This window comes from Candidatus Limnocylindrales bacterium (assembly GCA_035571835.1).
GTDB lineage: Bacteria > Desulfobacterota > Binatia > UBA1149 > CAITLU01 > DATNBU01.
In genome coordinates this window covers 139,954-157,492 of record DATNBU010000039.1, presented here as the reverse complement: position 1 = coordinate 157,492, position 17,539 = coordinate 139,954, and the positions used below count along the sequence as shown (strand labels likewise).

Here is a 17,539-nt window from a genome sequence, read left to right as displayed (position 1 = left end):
ATGGGCTCGCGCGTCCGCTGGGGCCAGTGTTTTCTCATCGATCGCGACGCGGCCCGGCGAATCATCGACTGGGCCGCCATCGAAGGCCGCGCGGTCGTTGAGATCGGACCGGGCCGCGGCGCGCTGACCGGGCTGCTGCGCGAGCGCGCCGCTTCGCTGACACTCGTCGAGATCGATCCCGAGCTCGCGGCTGAGCTTACGCGCACGTACGCCGGCGATCCTCGCGTAACGGTGATCGAAGGCGACGCGCTGCGCGTCGACTGGATCTCGCGCGTCGAGGCAGGCTTTACCGTCGTTGCCAATCTTCCGTACGAAAGCGGCACGGCGATCGTTTCGTCGATCCTGAAGCGCCGCGATGTCGTGCGCGAGATCGATGTGATGCTGCAGAAGGAAGTCGTTGCGCGCCTCGCGGCCGCGCCCGGCAGCAAGGTCTACGGCGGGCTGTCGGTCATCGTGCAGATGCTTGCCGACGTCGAGCGCGGCATGGTCATCGCGCCGCGCTCGTTCCGGCCGCGGCCGCGTGTGGAATCGCAGATGGTGCGGCTGCGGCCGCGCGCCGAGGCGCGCTTCGAGATCGGGGATGAGGCCGAGTTCGTCGATCTCGTGCATGCGGCGTTCGGGCAGCGCCGGAAGATGCTTCGCAACAATCTGGGGCGCTACGTTGAATCGCGGTTTGGTGAAGGCGCGGCGGAGCGCGTGCTGGCGGCGGCGAACGTGCCCGGTGATGTGCGGCCGGAGGATCTTGGGCTGGCGGAGTTTGCGGCGCTGTCGCTGGCGGTCGTTCGCGGGCGTGATGCGCAAAGTCCCCGCCTGGAGCGCGCGGAGAAAGAGCTCGTCCACGAGGATGACGCCGGTGTCGACAGCGCACCGGAGAGGAAGGGGAGTGCCGGAGCTTCCTGAGGTCGAGACGATTCGTGTGTCACTCGATCCCGTCGTCGTCGGCCGGACCGTGGCGCGCGTCGAGCTTCGCACTGCGCGTCTTCGTCACGCGCTCGATGAGTCGCTTGCCGCAGCGCTCGTCGGCCGCCGCATCACGGCGACTTCACGCCGCGGCAAGTATCTGCTTTTCGAGCTCGACGACGGGCTCGCCTGGTTCTTTCACATGGGGATGAGCGGGCGGCTCCATTTCTCGGACGAAACGAGGGCCGGCGGCCTGCACGACCACGTGCTCGCGCACTTTCGTGAAGGCGGCACGTTGGTCTTTCACGATCCGCGGCGCTTCGGTCTGTGCGTGGTCGAGGATCCGGGCGCTTCGAAGCTGCTGTCGCTGATGGGACCGGAGCCGCTCGACGAGGCTGCTTTTCACGCCGCATACCTGAGCGAGCAGCGCCGCCGCACCGTCCGCACGATCAAGGACGTGCTGATGGACCAGCGCGTCGTCGCCGGCCTCGGCAACATCTACGTCAACGAGATTCTGTTTCGTGCGCGCGTTCGGCCGAGGCGCCGGATGTCAAAGATTACGATCGACGAATGCGCGAGAATCGTCGACGCGACGCGGATCGTGATTCGCGATGCGATCGAGCATCGGGGGTCGACGATTTCGGATTTTCTCGACGGGATTGGACGGCGGGGCGGGTATCAGGGGAGTCATTGCGTGTACGATCGGGAGGGGAAGCCTTGTTTCGTCTGCGGCGCGCCGATCAAGGCGGTGGTCGTGGGGCAGAGGTCGAGTTTTTATTGTCCCGCCTGCCAGCGGTAGTCAATCGGCGATTCGAATCGGGTATTAACCGCACAATCGTTGGTTCGTGAGCGTAATAATGGCCTCGCTAAGTAACTCGCATCCCGCGGCGAGTGTCTGACGTGTCGCCGTGCGCCACATGCCGCTGCGATTGCACACCGCCCCCTCGCCGGAATCGCAGACAGGCGAGTGGACGTCGGTATGCTGCTCGATGACGCTATTGCCTCTGATTCACGTCACCCGGCCATGAGACCTCTCCTCTGTCATTCCCACGAGCGGCGCCACTGTTGCGATTGATCGAGGGCTTCCGTCTTCTCTTCGAGAACGCGCAACTCCTGGCGGGCATCCGAAGCGCGCGAGCGGTGCCCGGTCAGCCTGGACGCAAGCTCGAACTGGCGCAGGCCGCGCATCAGAAAGGAGAGGTGGTCGGCCGTTGTGCCTTTGCGCAGCCGCTCGAGCCCCTCCTGCATGAGGGCGTATCCTCGCGAGATACTCTCTGTCACGATCAGACAGAAGCCAAGGTCGACCATGCCTTCGCCGGCGCTTCGTGAGTCGTCCCCGTGCCTTTCGATGCGAAGCGCAAGTGACCGTGTGAAATCGTCCTTCGCTTCCCACATTTTCGAGACGTAGCCGAGTCGAGCAAGCCGCATATAAGCGTGACCGCGGATGGAGCGGGACCCTTCCTCACTGGAACTGCCACTCTCAAGGGCTTTCGTCGCGAGCGTCGCAGCTTCCTTGTAGTGGAAGACCTTGCGCTCTCTCCGCAAGACTCTCCCTGCAATGGAGAAGACGGCGCTCGCACGCGGTCCGGCAGGATCGCGGATATCGGTAGTCGCCTTGAATGCGGGCTCGGTCGCAAACTTCTCCCGCAGGGCGGTTTGGCCGTTTACCGCGGCAAGAGGACTCATCCAGGCATGCCCATGCAGGCCAAACCACGAGGCCTTGCCGGCCCACAGTGTCCGTTACTCCGACGCCGCCGATGGTCCCGTAGGTCGCAGCGCCAGCGGCTCCGCCGGCCATGGTCGCCGCGGCTGCGTTTCTTACATCTTTACGCCGGAGTGTTGTCAACGTCGCAATGGGGCTCTCTCCGCTAAAATCGAGGGCTTTTCTGAAGCGGGAATTCTCAGATTTCAGCAGTATCATTTTGCTGCTCATCGCGTTGATTCCAGCATCAGCAGAAGCGGTACCGTTAATTTCGCGCTGCGTTTCCACGGCTACTGAGCCGGGCCTTTGTCCTTCGTCGGCTGCACTCACTCACAGCTGCACTGCTGGCTCGGTCGACGTGATAGCAGGCTCGGTCTTAAACTGTTCGGATATAGATGTTAGCGTTTCTGGTCAGGTCAATGTTGCCGACGGAGTCGTGACTTTACTCGCACGCAATCTGACCATCGGCCAGAACTACAAAATTCAAGCCGCTAGCAGTCAGACGTTGCTGACGGGGATTGACATCGAACTGACAGGGTCTCTGACCCTTTCTGGAACCTTACGAGCGCAAAATGCAGGTGGCGGGAGCTTCGTGGCAGTGGATGCTCAGGGGGCGATCTCGGTTAGCGGTACTTCGCCAGCGATCGATACACAAGGCGTTCAGCAGGCCGCCAACGGCGGGGACATCTATCTCTCCAGTGGCGGCACCGTCACGGTAGGAAGCGATTTATATCTGAATGGTCAGGATGGTGGGACAGATTCCAACATAAACTCCGGCGGGTCCTTGGCGCTACAAGCCGCCCAAAATGTGTCGATAAACGCAGAGGTCCGGGCGTTCGGACGCATGTTCTCCGGTGGCGATATCATGATTGCTACGCCCGGAATGATTTCCGTCAATTTCGATGCGGTATCGGGGGGACCGAAAGGAAAACTCACGGTTGAAGGGCACGGGATTTCGGGTTGGGGCGGAACTGTGGAGCTCTACGCCGGCGACGAAATCCTCATTAGCGGTCCGATCTCAGCCGCGGGCGGAATAGGAAACACGGGCGGGGATGCGCCCGGTGGTCAGATTACCTTAAACGCAGGGTGCGGCGGTATTGTTCTCGAAGATCTAATAGACGTCACCGGCGGGTCGTTCGATGGTGGTGATTTGGATGCGGAGGCTGCTGGGCCGATAACTGTCTCCTCAACGATCGATGCGAGCTCTCGGCGAGCCGGAGGTTACGGGGGAACTGTCGGGTTGGTTTCTGGACGATTGCTGACGCTCATTGAGTCGGCGAACGTCAACGTCAATGGCCATGATGGTTCTTCCGCAGACGACCACGGCGATGGCGGGCTGGCTCTGCTCGCCGGCTGCACTTTGGATGTTCGGGGAACTGCGAGCACACATGCGACAGTAACTGCCCTCGGAGCGCGCGGGGGCGCCATGTCGCTCGAGGCATCGCAATCTACGGTGCCGACCTCACAGCCTTCTTTGCGAATCGCTGCGAGCGCAGTGCTTGATACTACAGGATCGGCTTCCAGCGGCGCTATCAGCCTCCAAGCGGCCGTTAAAAGAGTCGGATATTGCAGCAACAACACGACCGTAGCCTGCACAGTCAACTCCCAATGTGTTCTGGGCGGCTGCAACTCCGGTACGTGCACGCTCCCACCGCCGAACCCCGATACGTCGGGCGTCGCTACTCAGTTCCACCCTGCGCCGACCATCCGACAGAACCTAGCCCTTTCGCCCTGTTCTGCGTGTAGCTGAGAAAGTCCGGAACGGGCGGTAGAAAGATTTCTCGAGCCGCGAGGTTTCCATGCAAGTCAAATCAAACCGAAAGATCGTCTGCGCTATGCTGCTCACGACATGTACCGTCTTAATGACACATACTGTCGTCTTTAGTCAGACGGTGACTCGGATCGAGTCATGCGCAACAAAAAACCGAAAAGCGACAGCGCAATTTTTTAAGTCGTATCTGTACTGCCATTCAAAAGCGTACAGTAAGGGCGTTGAGGTAGATCAGCAATGTTTGGATGCAGCAATCGCACATCTTCTCGCGACGATAATAGAGACTGCGTCGATTTGCCCAGCAGATAGCTTACTGTTTGACGATCTCGACAATTGTGTTGCAACGATGATCAATGACATTTCCGGCGACAACGATTGCGCAGGCCGATCCATGCGTATTGTGGCAAAACAAGCTAGAAATTTGATGAGATGCGCCGCCTCGGCAATCACGACGAATGGCGCGCTACAGCTGTGCAAGGCTAAGTTCCACGACGGAACTGTTGCGGGACTTCTCGATACCGCAGGCGGCTGTACGTCGCCCGACATTCTGCCAGATCTTGAACGGTACTGTATCGATCGCGTTCTGACCGAGCTCATGCCAGCACTCCTGCCGACTGAAGGCAGCCTGCCACCGCCAGAGGTCACCGTCGGAGTCACAGAGACCTTCGTTAACGGCAACACCACGTATCAGTATGAGGTCCGAAATTGCTCAGGCGAAGCGCTCGTGGGGTTGGAAATCGGCTATGACTACTACCATGGCATCACTGAGCTCGACGTCCCTCCCTTCAATTGGACCTACGCCAATGGTGCGCCAGCCACTAGCATGTTCGGTTCTACTGGATGGACATCGACCGCCGTCTCACAGGAAGAATCGCCGACAATGGCCGTTTCCTGGAATAGCAGCTCGTCGGCAAGCGATCTGCCTTCGGGAGGTGTGCAAAGCGGTTTTACAGTCGTCGTCCCTGGGACGGGTGACCCGAGCTATTCAAGCGGTCACTTTAATGCGATTCTCGGCGACGGTTTTCAGGTAGCGGGAGAGATCGCGGGGCAGGTGGCAACCGAATGTCCACCTCTGGAAACCGGGATGTCTGTCGCGTTAACAGCTGATGACCCGGTTCCTCCTGCGGTAAGCAAGTGGTCGGATGTCGGAATAGGTTATGTAACGGGTTCGGGCGACAAAGAATGGCACATTGGTCGGTGGGACACGGAGTATCCCTACGACGATCCGTTCTACAAGCCCGAGCTTCCTGGCGTTGAACCAGATGGCCTAAGCATGGTCGCCGTCACGATCGCTGTGAATGACGGTGGGATTCTTAACTTCCAGTACCGATCGGAATCTTACGATACTGGCGTTTGGGACTATTTCGATGTTTACATGAGCCCACCAGGTGAAGCGACAGTAACGGTTGTGGACCACCTATCGGTACCGGGTGAGGACTACGGGCATTATTGGGATAGCGGGCGTGTGGAAGTGTCGAAAAAACTTACGAAACCCTCGTGGAGAAATCAGACCGTAATCCTATTCTTCGCGGTGGAGCAGGATGGCTGGGGCGATCAATCTGTCGGCGAGATCTACAATTTACGCTTTGACACATGCCCGGTGTCTCCGCTTACGCCGCTATCGGACAGTGTCGCAAGTAGCCTCGAGACGCAGGCTATGGCCGGTCAGGATCCGGTAGATCTAAGCGGCCTCTCGCCAGATATCGCCGCCCACTTAACTTGCATGCAGTCGGCCATTACTGCCGCTGGCGGATCGTCACATGTCACTTCAGGATATCGACCTGCCGAATATCAAAACCACCTTGTGGAGGTTTGGGACAAGTGGAAACGGCTAGAGAATTTACGCACGCCGGAGTGTCAAGATCTAAGAACCGAACTACAAAACGAATTCTCGCATCATTTCCCGGGCCGATCTGATCGGCCGGTACCCACGTCCAATCATATGAGTGGAAATGCATTCGATCTGTCTATCAGTGGTCTAACCGACGCGCAGATTGCAACAATAGCACAACAATGCGGGATGCATCGTCCGCTACCAGTACGTGACCCGCATCACTTCAACCCAATCCCAGCTCAGAATTGACGAAATGATTCTAGCGTTTCTTATTATGCTGTTTGCGAACGAGGCATTCGCTGCTCCGTCAACTGTGAATATCGAGGTCTCCGAGACAGTCGACTCCGGGAACACCACGTACGAGTACACCGTCCGCAACACCAGTTTAGAAACGATCGTCAAAATCGAACTGGGATACCGCTGCGAATCGAAGCTCGCGGAGCTAGATAACGAACCCGTGGGCTGGACGTACGACGAACGTTCAACGAGTGCAGTAACGCAGCCGGAGGGGTGGACGTCCGATGTGACACCCATGGAGGAAACGGGAAAGCTTATCATCACATGGAGTAGCACCGACGAGAAATACGAGATTACGCCCGGCGCAACCCGTGACAGCTTTCGAGTTCGAGTTCATGATAAATCTTTCGTGTATGCGGCTGCGCCCTTTAGAGTGATAACAAACGGAAAGACCAATTACTTTTGTGGGACCGTTTCGCGGAAAGCTTCGGACGCTCCTAGAGGCGACGTCAATTGAGGGTTGGACCGAAAACCGAACGAGAGGCCATGCGAACGGTGCTGCGCATCGTGGAGCGCGAAGGAACAGTAACTCCTGGTACACCCCTTCGGTAGTTCTCGATTCGACGTCGCGCGTCGGCGACGTTTACAAACCAATTCTCGTTCAGGCACTCGTCTCGAAATTTGCCGTTGAAACTCTCGATGTAGCAATTCTGCGTCGGCTTGCCGGGCTGAATGAAGTGGAGCTCGACGCCGTTCTCGTGCGCCCAGCGGTCCATGGCCAGACTCGTAAACTCCGGGCCGTTGTCCATGACGATCTCGGCCGGCTTGCCACGCTCGGCGACGATCCGCTCGAGTACGCGCACGACACGCTGACCCGGCAGCGACGTGTCGACCTCCATGGCCAGCGCCTCTCTCGTGCACTCGTCGAGCACGTTTAGAGTCCGAAACCGCCGCCCGCCGGCGACGTCACTCAGGAAATCCATGCTCCACCTCTCGTTCGGCCTAGTTGCGATCCGCCTCGGGTTGCACCGCGCGCGGGCCAGCCGCTTCCGCTTCCTCTTGCGTACCTGCAGGTTTTCCTCGCGATACACGCGGTAAACACGCTTGTGGTTGCAGCCGGTCGAGCAGCCGCGGAAATCCGTACCGGGTCTTCTGTGCCGCCAGCTCACGCATGCGCGCACGCAACCCCTCGTCGCCCAGTCCCTTCGCTTCGTGTCGGTACGTCGAGCGCCACAGCCCGACCAGCCGGCAAGCTCGCCTCTGTGAGAAACCGGCCGCGACGATCTTCGCGGCCGCCTCTCGGCGCGCTGCCGGCCTTACACATTTTTTCCGAGGGCAACCTTGAGGGCGTCGATGTCGAGCGCCTGGTCGGCGACCATCCGCTTGAGCCGCCCGTTCTCGTCCTGGAGCTGCCTGAGCGTCTGCGCGTCGCTTACATCGAGACCGCCGTACTTCTTCTTCCAGCGGTAGATCGTGTACTGATTGACGCCGAGCTCCCGCCCGACGTCTGCCGCGCTCATGCCGGCATCGACCCGCTTGATCGCCTGGAGGATCTGTTCGTCGCTGAACCTGCTCTTTCGCATGTCCTCTCCTGACTCTGCTTAGCCCGGAGGACTGGCTCTTCAAGCGGTCGCTTCTGATGGGGGAACGTCAACCGGCCCGCATAACTGCTGCAAGACAGCCTAGAGAGTTACGCAGGCTGACAAAAAGGGCTCGGGTGAGTGCCGTCACAGGCGTAGACGGAGTCGTTCCGTTCGAGCCGAAGAGGTCTTATCTTCGACGGGGATTGATTTCCGGCGGTCGACGACGTCGTGAGTCCCGTTCACTGGGCGGACGCGATAGCCGGTGTGGATGAGACGGGGAAAGGCGTGGGGCAAAACCGCGCGCAGCGGCGTGCGGCCAAATGGGCGCTTAGAATGGGGACTCGCAGATTTCTCTCTGAGCACGCGAGTCCGGCCTTGCAGTTGGAACGTTGCATAGGGTCAGTCGCTGCTGCGCCCCTTGCCCGTTGCCATGACCCAAAATATGCGACAGAGACCGAACGCTGAAAGCGCGTCCGCTGAGTCGAAGACGTCGCGCTTTGGAAGAGGAATTCTGGATTGAGCGACGTCCCGACGACACACAACCCAACCGTAGCGGTCATCCTCCCGACCCACGCCCGCCCGCATACCATCGCCTATTCCATCCGCTCCGTGCTCCGCCAGACCTGGCCGCACCTCGAGCTCCACGTCGTCGGCGACGGCTGCGACGAAGCGACGGCAGAAGTCGTCCGCTCGTTCGACGACCCGCGCGTCATCTTCCACCCGTTCCCCAAAGCGCCCGGCTACGGTTACGCAAACCGCAACCTCGTGCTGCGGTCGCTCCGCAGCGATTACGTAACCCACGCGAGCGACGACGACCTGTGGTTTCCGGACCATCTCGAGCACGCGATGACGGCGCTCGACGGCGGCAGGCTCGACTACATCGTCACGCGCTCCGTGCACGTGCGAAGCAGCGGCGAGCTCGACCCGCATTTCTTCGCGTTCGACTGGCGACTGCCGCTGGTGAGCGGCTTCCTGCACAACTGGTTTGTCGGTGCGACCAATGTCGTCCTTCGCCGCGCGGTGCTCGACACGATCGGCTACTGGAACGAGGCCCTGATGCGTTTCGGCGATCGCGAGCTTTATGAGCGCTGTCGCACGGCGCGTCTTGCCGGCGAGTACCGCAACCATCCCACGATTCTGCGCTTTTACGCCCAGGACTGGGATCACCTCTACAAAGGCCTCGCCGAACCGCCGCAGGCACGATTTTTTGAATTGCTGGGCGACCCGGCATGGTGCAGCTTCGTACGCAGCCAAGCGGCGCCGGGCCGGCGCTCGCTTGCCGCGCGGCGGCGGCAGTGGCTCGACATGCTGCGGTTCACACGCGTATCGGGCCCGAAGTTTGTAAGGTTCCAGATCGAGCGCTGGAGGAAGCCATGCTGAAGGAGGCCGTAAACTTATCCGACGACCGACCTGGCGGCGCAGCGCCACGCCTACCCGCGGATACGACGCTGACGCGGCTCGCTGCCCATGCCGACGAGCGCGGCATGGTCGCCGAGATCTTTCGCGCGACGTGGCCGACCGGCATCGCACCGGTTCAGTGGAGCACCTGCATCTCGCGCGCCGGAATCCTGCGCGGCATGCACGTGCACATTCGCCACGACGATTACCTCTGCGTGGTCCAGGGTCGCCTGTTCGTCGCGCTGTGCGACCTGCGTTCCGGGTCGCCGACCGAGCGCATGCCCTCTGCCTTCGAGCTCAGCGGTGAGAATCTTTCGTCGCTGGTGATTCCTCACGGAGTCGCGCACGGGTTCTACGCGTGCGAGCCGACGACATACGTGCTCGGTACGTCGCATTACTACGACATCGATGACGAGCTCGGCTTTCACTGGACTGATCCGGGCCTCGACCTCGCGTGGCCGGTCGAGTCGCCCGAGCTGTCGCAGCGCGATGCGGCGCTCGGAACGCTCGAGGCCCTGCTGCCGAGGATCCGGCCCTGGCATCACCAGTAACGTCACCTTCGATTGCACTCGTCGGTTGCGGGAGGTGGGGTCGCCACATCCTGCGCGATCTGGTTGCGCTCGGCTGCGACGTCACGGTTGTCGACGTCGACGAGGCCGCTCGCGAGAATGCGTGCGCGAACGGCGCTCGCAAGGCCGTCCGGCATTTCGACGAAGTCCGCGCGGCCGACGGAGTGATCATCTCGACCCCGGCTGCCACGCACGCCAGGCTCGCGAGCGAAGCTCTCGAACGCGGCGCTGCGGTCTTCTGCGAGAAGCCGTTCGTACTGTCCGTGGCCGAGGCCGACATGCTCGCAGAAAAGGGCCGCGGCCGGCTCTTCGTGATGGACAAGTGGCGTTACCACCAGGGCATCGAAGCGCTGCGCGCCCTCGGCCGTACTTCGGCGGCCGGCGAGATCGTATCTCTCGAGACGACCCGCATCGGCCAAAGTCCCGACCAGGTCGATGTCGATCCAGTATGGACGCTTGCGCCGCACGATCTTGCGATCGCGCTCGAGATCCTCGGCGAGATTCCGGAGCCGGTCGCTGCCAGCGCCGAGGTCCGCGAGGGCAGGGCGGTCGGCCTCACGGCGACGCTCGGCGCGAGGCCGCTCGCCGTGATCGAGGTCCACGGCGCGTCACCGGTCACTCGCCGCGAAATACGGCTTACGTGCGAAGGTCTGGTCGCGACGCTTCCCGGCGCGATGTCCGATCATCTTCTGATCGCGGATGGTGAGGATCGAAATTCCGGCGGTGACAGCGTAGAAACGAGACTCGCGATCGGGACCGAAGCTCCGCTGATGCGTGAGCTGCGCGCGTTCCTCGGGCATCTGGCCGGCGGTCCTCCGCCGAAGAGCTCGGCGGACGATGCGGCGCGCGTGACGAGGGTACTCTCGAACTTGCGCGCGATGGCCGGCCTGGATCCGTGAGCGCGCATGGGAATTGCGAGAATGATGTCGTGCCGGGACGCCGCCGAGTGACGTCGTCTGACGAAACAGCCGACGCACAGTCGCTGACCGGCCGCCGCATTGCGCTGGCCGTCGCAATCGTGCTCGCGATCGTCGTACGCGTGCTGTTCCTCGACGCCAAACCGTTCTGGCGCGACGAAGCGTGGGTAGCGATGCTTGTCGACGAGCCGTCCCGTGCAATCGCCGACGGCCGCGCGGTGCCGTTCGGCTTCCTGTGGCTCGTCCGCATGACGCGGGCGCTCGTGCCGGCGCCGCCCGAAGTCAGCTATCGGATCATTCCGCTGCTGGTCGGCATTGCATTCGTGCCGCTGCTGTCACGCGCGGCAAAGACATTCGGGGCGCGTCCGTGGGTCGGTGTGCTGGCCGCGTGGTTCGCGGCCGGCCTTTTGCCGCTCATCTATTACTCCCGCGAGCTCAAGTCCTACGACATCGATCTTTTCGTGGCGCTCGCTTGCCCGATGCTCGCGGTGGCAGGCTTCGACGGCAGCGCACCGAAACGCGGGGCAAGGATCGCGCTGATGGTGCTCGTCATCGTTGCACCGTGGGTCAGCTATGCATGCATCTTTCCGATCGCGGCGCTGCTGGCGTGGGGCTGGCTTGCATGGGCGCTGCGCGCGACGCCGGAGCTTCGCCGCGACCTGTTTCTGTGCAGCGCGGCGTTCACGGCATCGTTTGCGGCAGCGTATTTCCTGACGATCTCGTCGCAGGTCGCCAGCCCGCGCCTGCTTTCGTACTGGACGCCTTACCTGCTCGGCGGTGGACCGTCGCTCGGGAGCCGGATCGTCAAGGGAGTTACCGAATACTTCCGCGCGTCGACGATGTATTTCTTTTCGAGCCAGTGGAAAGTGCTCGTTCCGATCGCCGCGCTCGGCGCGCTCACGTGGCCGCGCGCGCAGCGCTCGTTCCTTCTGTGGATGTACTTCGCTGCCGCTGCACTCTGCATCGTCGCTGCGCTCACCAATCACTACCTGATCGCGCACGGCCGGCATCTGCTGTTCGCACTTCCACCGCTGCTGCTATGGGCGGGGCAGGGGCTGTGGACGTTGGCGCGGCCGCTTGGTCCGCGATTTCGGCCTGCAGCCCTGGCCGTCGTGGCCGCGTTTGCGCTGTACTCGGGTTACGATTCGGTGCGCACGCGCATCGTCCCGTATCACACCAACCGGATGGAATTTTTCCGCCGCGACGTTCTTCAGGACGTCGACCAGGCGATTGCGGCGCTCGAGCCGCTCGTCGCGCCGGACGACAGGGTGATTCTTTCGCTGCGCACGGCGTACGCGTTTCAGTTTTACCGTCACGGCCGCCTGCCGCGTGCGATGTACTGCGAGCGCGCGTGTCCCGACTGGGACAGGCGCGCGAGAGACTGGCTGGCCGTGGTCCCGGGTCGCGCCTGGCTGATCCTTGCGGACGAGGAAGCCAAAAGCATGAAGGATTTCTTTCTGCTTACGACGTTTACCGCCGAAGAGCGCATCGTACTGCGCGGCGTGAGTATCTGGGAGCTGCATGAAGACCGGCCGCTCGCGGAGATCGCCGAGCGGCGCCGTCTCATCGATGAGGAGCGCATGAAGCGTGCGCTGAAGGAGCTTTCGCCGTCCGCCAGGGCCGCCTACGAAGAGCGGGCGAGCAGGAAAGAGTCGAACGCACCGGACTACGGCAGGGCAAACAGAAAGGTCGAACGCCGCGCCAAAAAGAATGCGGCCCGCCAGCCATAGTCCTGCGCCATACGGCAGCAGCCGGCGTTGCGGGAACGATGCCGTGCGATCGCACTCCGAGTTTCGGTTGCGCGCTGCCTGCGCTTGAATCAGCCGCATGGCCGAATCGAACCTGCCGGGTGAGGTGGCGGCCCTCATGGAAAGCGAACGGGTCGCGGTCGCGCGGCGCAGGCGCCAGCTGGCGATTGCTGCCGGAGCGCTGGTCATTCTCATGGTCGTCCTGTGGCGCCCGTTTGCCGGCGGCAGCGACGGCACCGTCAAATATCGCACGGAAAACGCGACAACCGACCGGCTGATCGTAACCGTCAACGCGACCGGGACGCTCCAGCCGACCAACGAAGTCGACGTCGGAAGCGAGCTGTCCGGCATCGTCGACACCGTCGAGGTCGACTACAACGACCACGTCACCAAAGGCCAGGTGCTCGCGCGCCTGGATACGCTCAAGCTCACGGCCGAATCGCTGCAATCCAAAGCCGAGCTCGCGGCGGCGGAGGCAACCCTCAACGAGCGGCGCGCGTCGGTCGTCGAATCCGAGGCCGAGATGAACCGCATGAGCGCCGTGCGCACGGCCAGCGGCGGACGGGTTCCGTCGCAGCAGGATTTCGATACGGCCAAGGCCACGCTCGCGCGCGCGAGGGCACAGGTTGCCAGCGCCGAAGCCGCCATCGACCAGGCGCGCGCCAAGCTCGATTTCGACATGACGAATCTCGCCAAGGCCGAAATCCGCTCGCCGATCGACGGCGTCGTGCTGACGCGCGACGTGGAGCCGGGCCAGACCATCGCCGCGTCGCTGCAGGCGCCGAAGCTCTTCCAGCTCGCCGAGGATCTTGCGCAGATGGAGCTCGAGGTCGACGTCGACGAAGCCGACGTCGGACAGGTCCGCGAAGGACAGGCCGCGACGTTTACGGTCGACGCGTATCCGGACCGGACGTTCCCGGCGCACATCACGCAGCTTCGCTATGCGTCGGAAACCGTCAACGGCGTCGTCACGTACAAGGCCGTCCTCGAAGTCGCCAATGCCGACCTCGCGCTGCGTCCCGGGATGACCGCGACGGCCGACATCGTGATCGCGACCATCGACGCGGCGCTTGTCGTCCCGAACGAAGCGCTGCGCTTCGTTCCGCCGGTCGAGGCACGCGACGACCGCGGGCTGCTGCAGAAACTGATGCCGTTCGGCCGCCGCTGGTCCGAGCCGCCGGCCAGTCAGGCGCGGCACGACAACCGGCGGACCGTCTACCGCCTCGAAGACGGAAAGCCGGTGGCCACGCCGATCCAGATCGGGCTTACCGACGGACGCCGCACGCAGGTGGTCGAAGGCGAAGTGCACGACGGAACGCCGCTGGTCATCGATGCGACGGTCTCGGGCGCGAAATGACGACCGCGCAGCGACCGGCGCCCGGCAGCACAGTGTTTCAACAGCCCGCTTCGCTGGTGCGGCTGCGCGGGGTGACCAAGGTCTACGGAAGCGGGGCGGCCGCGATGCATGCGCTGCGCGGCATCGACCTCGATATCGCAGAAGGCGAGTTCGTCGCCGTCATGGGACCGAGCGGCTCGGGCAAATCGACGTGCATGAACATCCTCGGATGCCTCGACACGCCGACGGCGGGCAGTTACTGCTTTCGCGACGTCGAGATCACGACGCTTACGCGCCGGCAGCGGTCCTTGCTGCGGCGCTCATGGCTCGGGTTCATCTTCCAGGGCTACAACCTGCTGCCGCGCACGTCGGCGCTCGAAAACGTGGAGCTGCCGCTGATGTATCGCGGAACTCCGCCGGCCGAGCGCGCCGCGATTGCGCGCCGCGCGCTGGCCGACGTCGGTCTTACCGGATGGGAAAGCCATACGCCGACCGAGCTCTCCGGCGGACAGCAGCAGCGCGTCGCGATCGCGCGCGCGGTGGTGTCGGGGCCCGCGCTGCTTCTGGCCGACGAACCCACGGGAAATCTGGACAGCGCGCGCAGCGTCGAGGTCATGGAGCTGCTCTGCCGCTTCAACCGCGAGCACGGCATCACGATCGTGATGGTCACGCATGAAAGCGAGATGGCCCGCTACGCGCGCCGCGTGGTTCACTTCGTCGACGGCCACGTCGCGTCCGATGAGGTGACCGGCTGATGTGGCGCGACGTGCTCGTGCTTGCGCTTCGCGAGGTCCGTCGCAATGCGCTGCGCTCGTTCCTGACGGTTCTCGGAATCGTGATCGGCGTCGCAGCGGTGATCACGATGGTGACCGTCGGCGGCGGTGCGACGGCCAAGATCCGCGCGGACATCGCGAGCCTCGGCAGCAACATCCTTTACGTGATTCCCGGCCAGCATCGGCGTCCCGGCCGCGGCTCGGGAGCATCGAAGCCGTTCGAGATCGCCGACGTCGACGCGGTGACCGATCAGGTGAGCTCGCTGCGGGTAGTGGTGCCGACCGCGTCGCAGGATGCGACGATCGTCTACGGCAACGCGAGTCGTTCGACCGGGGTCACCGGAACGACCGATGCGTTTCTCGATGCGCGCCAGTGGCCGCTTGCGAGCGGCCGGGCATTCAACGACGCCGAGCTGCGCGGCGGCAAAGCCGTCTGCCTGCTCGGAGCGACCGTGCGCCGCGAGCTTTTCGGCGGACAGGAGCCGGTAGGCGAAACCATCCGCGTCGGCAAGATTTCGTGCCGCGTCATCGGACTGCTCGCGCCGAAGGGCCAGTCGAGCATGGGCTCCGACCAGGACGATACGCTGCTGATGCCGCTGCGCACGGTGCAGCGGCGGCTGACAGGAAAGCAGGACATCAACGCGATCATGGTTTCGGTCTCGTCGGAAGCGTCGACCGAAAAAGCCAAGCGCGACATCACTCTGCTCATGCGCGAGCGCCGGCACATCTCCGCCGGCGAGGAAGACGATTTCACCGTCCTCGACATGAAGGAGATCTCGGCTGCGCTGACGGGCACGACGCAGATCATGACGATGCTGCTCGGAGCGGTTGCCGCCGTCAGCATGCTGGTCGGCGGAATCGGCATCATGAACATCATGCTGGTGTCGGTAACCGAGAGGACGCGCGAGATCGGCACCAGGCTTGCGATCGGCGCTCTCGAAGGCGAGGTGCTGACGCAGTTCCTCGTCGAGGCAGTCGTGCTCGCGTCGCTCGGTGGGCTCGTTGGCGTCGGTGTCGCGATGGTCGCGACGGTCGCGATCTGCCGCGCGATGGACGTGCCGTTCATCCTCAATCCGGGAATCATCGCGGTAGCCTTCCTGTTCTCGAGTACGATCGGCGTCGTGTTCGGGTTCTTTCCGGCGAGACGGGCGGCCAGGCTCGATCCCATCGAAGCGCTTCGCCATGAATAGGCGCCGCTCATCTCTCCCCGTGCTTAGCCGCGCGGCGTTCACCGTACGCAGCCGCGGCGCTGCTCTCGCCGTGCGCCTTGCGCCCGCGCTGCTCGCTTCGCTTCTTTGCGCTTCGTGCCTCGTCGGCCCCGATTACAAGGCGGCCCGGACGACGCTGCCGGCAGGCTGGAGTGCCCGGATGGAAAACGGGCTCGAGATCGGGAGTGAGGAATCGCTCGCCGTCGATCGCGCGTGGTGGCAGACGCTCGGCGATCCGCAGCTCGATGGTCTCGTCGCGCGCGCAGTCGAGAACAACCTCGACGTGCATCGCGCGATCGCACGCATCCGGGAGGCGCGCGCAGCGAGGCAGGTCGCGAGGGCTTCGTTCTTTCCGACGGTCGACACCGAGGCCGGCTACCAGCGCCGGCAGACAACCGGCACCCGCTCGTCGAGCGATGCTTTCTCCGCAGGCTTCGACTCGTCGTGGGAGATCGACCTGTTCGGCGGCATCCGGCGCTCCAGCGAGCAGGCCACGGCCGAGTTCGAAGCGGCGGGCGCCGACCTCAGCAATGTCCTCGTCAGTGTCGTTGCCGAAGTCGCGCGCAACTACGTCGACATGCGTTCGCTGCAGGCACGCGTCGCGATCGCCGTCGACAATGCGGAGAGCCAGAAACATACGCTCGAGATTGCCGAGTGGCGCTACCGGGCGGGACTCGCCGGCGCGCTCGACGTCGAGCAGGCGACGTACAATCTCGCGCAGACGCGCTCGCGAATTCCGGCCCTCGAGATCGACCTTGCGGCGGCGAGGAATCGCATCGCCGTGCTGCTCGGCGCGAGCGCGGGCTCGCTCGACGCAGAGCTCGCCGTGCGCAAGCCGGTTCCCGTGCCGACCGCGACGGTTGCGGTCGGGCTACCCGTTGATCTGCTCAGGCGCCGGCCCGATGTCGCTGCGGCCGAACGGCGCCTTGCTGCCGCGACCGCCGCGATCGGCGTGGCAACCGCCGACCTCTATCCGAAGCTTACGCTGACGGGAACGTTCTCGGTTGCCGCTTCCGACTTCGCATCGCTGGATTCGGCTGCTGCGCGCGGCTTTGCGGTCGGGCCCGCGCTGCGGTGGAACCTGTTCGATGCGGGCCGTCTTCGCGGCATCGTCAAGCAGCGCTCGGCGGAAGCCGACGCTGCGCTGGCCGACTGGCAGGCGGCTGTTCTCAGCGCCGGCGAGGAAGCCGAGAACGCGCTGGTCGCGTTTGCCAAAGAGCAGCAGCGTCGCGACCGGCTGCGCGAAGCCGAGCTCGCCGCGAGCAAAGCCCAGGACCTCGCGCGGCTCCAGTACCAGAACGGACTCAGTGATTTTCAAACGGTGCTCGAGGCCGAGCGCTCGCGTCTGGTCTTCGAGGAGAGCCTCGCGGAAAGCGAAGCTTCGGTCACCACCAACCTCGTGGCGCTGTACAAGGCGCTCGGCGGCGGCTGGCAGGTCGCGGACTGCACCGACACCGGCTGTCGCGACCTTGCGACCGACGTCGAGCCGGCGCAAATACGAAGCGCAACGCAGGCGACGCGAAGCGGAACGTAAGCAAGCGAGCTGGCCCGCCAGCGAGCGCA

General features: G+C 63.3%; 16 protein-coding genes. 13 read left to right on the top strand and 3 right to left on the bottom strand.

Annotated elements, in window-relative coordinates; translation table 11 throughout:
* Both rsmA and mutM read left to right on the top strand, forming a co-directional pair.
* Window positions 1-900: a 16S rRNA (adenine(1518)-N(6)/adenine(1519)-N(6))-dimethyltransferase RsmA gene (gene rsmA, locus VN634_17870; protein HXC52757.1), complete on the top strand. Its 900-nt coding sequence runs from the start codon at window positions 1-3 to the stop codon at window positions 898-900.
* Window positions 884-1,699: a bifunctional DNA-formamidopyrimidine glycosylase/DNA-(apurinic or apyrimidinic site) lyase gene (mutM, locus tag VN634_17865; protein HXC52756.1), complete on the top strand. Its 816-nt coding sequence runs from the start codon at window positions 884-886 to the stop codon at window positions 1,697-1,699. The genes rsmA and mutM overlap by 17 nt, the downstream gene beginning before the upstream one ends.
* A gap of 242 nt (window positions 1,700-1,941) precedes the next feature.
* Here mutM and VN634_17860 read toward each other — a convergent pair whose 3' ends face one another.
* A complete protein-coding gene (locus VN634_17860; protein HXC52755.1) occupies window positions 1,942-2,586 on the bottom strand; it encodes a hypothetical protein in 645 nt (214 codons plus the stop codon).
* Window positions 2,587-2,696: 110 nt separating this feature from the next.
* On the opposite strand from VN634_17860, the gene VN634_17855 reads away from it, so the two are divergent.
* Genes VN634_17855 through VN634_17845 form a run of 3 tightly spaced genes read left to right on the top strand, consistent with a single transcriptional unit; the run spans window position 2,697 to window position 6,961 of the window.
* Entirely contained in the window at window positions 2,697-4,352 is a 1,656-nt protein-coding gene (locus VN634_17855; GenBank protein ID HXC52754.1) for a hypothetical protein, read from the top strand.
* Between the two features lie 49 nt (window positions 4,353-4,401).
* Window positions 4,402-6,456: a hypothetical protein gene (locus tag VN634_17850; GenBank protein ID HXC52753.1), complete on the top strand. Its 2,055-nt coding sequence runs from the start codon at window positions 4,402-4,404 to the stop codon at window positions 6,454-6,456.
* Between the two features lie 4 nt (window positions 6,457-6,460).
* Window positions 6,461-6,961, top strand: a complete 501-nt coding sequence (locus VN634_17845; GenBank protein ID HXC52752.1) for a hypothetical protein — start codon at window positions 6,461-6,463, stop codon at window positions 6,959-6,961.
* On the opposite strand, the gene VN634_17840 is transcribed toward VN634_17845, so the two are convergent.
* Both VN634_17840 and VN634_17835 read right to left on the bottom strand, forming a co-directional pair.
* Window positions 6,954-7,613: an IS3 family transposase gene (locus VN634_17840; GenBank protein HXC52751.1), complete on the bottom strand. Its 660-nt coding sequence runs from the start codon at window positions 7,611-7,613 to the stop codon at window positions 6,954-6,956. The two genes, VN634_17845 and VN634_17840, sit on opposite strands and share 8 nt — an antisense overlap.
* Window positions 7,614-7,760: 147 nt before the next feature.
* Window positions 7,761-8,027, bottom strand: a complete 267-nt coding sequence (locus VN634_17835) for a transposase (protein HXC52750.1) — start codon at window positions 8,025-8,027, stop codon at window positions 7,761-7,763.
* Between the two features lie 516 nt (window positions 8,028-8,543).
* On the opposite strand from VN634_17835, the gene VN634_17830 reads away from it, so the two are divergent.
* The 8 genes from VN634_17830 (at window position 8,544) to VN634_17795 (ending at window position 17,510) form a co-directional block, all read left to right on the top strand.
* The gene (locus tag VN634_17830; protein HXC52749.1) at window positions 8,544-9,407 is read left to right on the top strand and encodes a glycosyltransferase family A protein; all 864 of its coding nucleotides are present in this window, start codon (window positions 8,544-8,546) and stop codon (window positions 9,405-9,407) included.
* A complete protein-coding gene (locus tag VN634_17825; protein ID HXC52748.1) occupies window positions 9,401-9,976 on the top strand; it encodes a dTDP-4-dehydrorhamnose 3,5-epimerase family protein in 576 nt (191 codons plus the stop codon). The genes VN634_17830 and VN634_17825 overlap by 7 nt, the downstream gene beginning before the upstream one ends.
* The gene (locus tag VN634_17820) at window positions 9,880-10,893 is read left to right on the top strand and encodes a Gfo/Idh/MocA family oxidoreductase (protein HXC52747.1); all 1,014 of its coding nucleotides are present in this window, start codon (window positions 9,880-9,882) and stop codon (window positions 10,891-10,893) included. The genes VN634_17825 and VN634_17820 overlap by 97 nt, the downstream gene beginning before the upstream one ends.
* Window positions 10,894-10,940: 47 nt before the next feature.
* A complete protein-coding gene (locus tag VN634_17815) occupies window positions 10,941-12,641 on the top strand; it encodes a hypothetical protein (GenBank protein HXC52746.1) in 1,701 nt (566 codons plus the stop codon).
* A gap of 97 nt (window positions 12,642-12,738) precedes the next feature.
* Complete coding sequence (locus tag VN634_17810; protein HXC52745.1) at window positions 12,739-14,016, top strand: efflux RND transporter periplasmic adaptor subunit; 1,278 nt, start codon at window positions 12,739-12,741, stop codon at window positions 14,014-14,016.
* 32 nt (window positions 14,017-14,048) lie between these two features.
* Window positions 14,049-14,750 carry an ABC transporter ATP-binding protein gene (locus VN634_17805; GenBank protein HXC52744.1) on the top strand — a complete coding sequence of 234 codons (702 nt, stop codon included), beginning with the start codon at window positions 14,049-14,051 and terminating at the stop codon, window positions 14,748-14,750.
* Window positions 14,750-15,958 (top strand): ABC transporter permease, encoded by a 1,209-nt coding sequence (locus tag VN634_17800; protein ID HXC52743.1) that lies wholly within the window; start codon window positions 14,750-14,752, stop codon window positions 15,956-15,958. Before VN634_17805 ends, VN634_17800 begins: the two co-directional genes overlap by 1 nt.
* Window positions 15,951-17,510 carry an efflux transporter outer membrane subunit gene (locus VN634_17795; protein ID HXC52742.1) on the top strand — a complete coding sequence of 520 codons (1,560 nt, stop codon included), beginning with the start codon at window positions 15,951-15,953 and terminating at the stop codon, window positions 17,508-17,510. The genes VN634_17800 and VN634_17795 overlap by 8 nt, the downstream gene beginning before the upstream one ends.
* Window positions 17,511-17,539 lie beyond the last annotated feature (29 nt).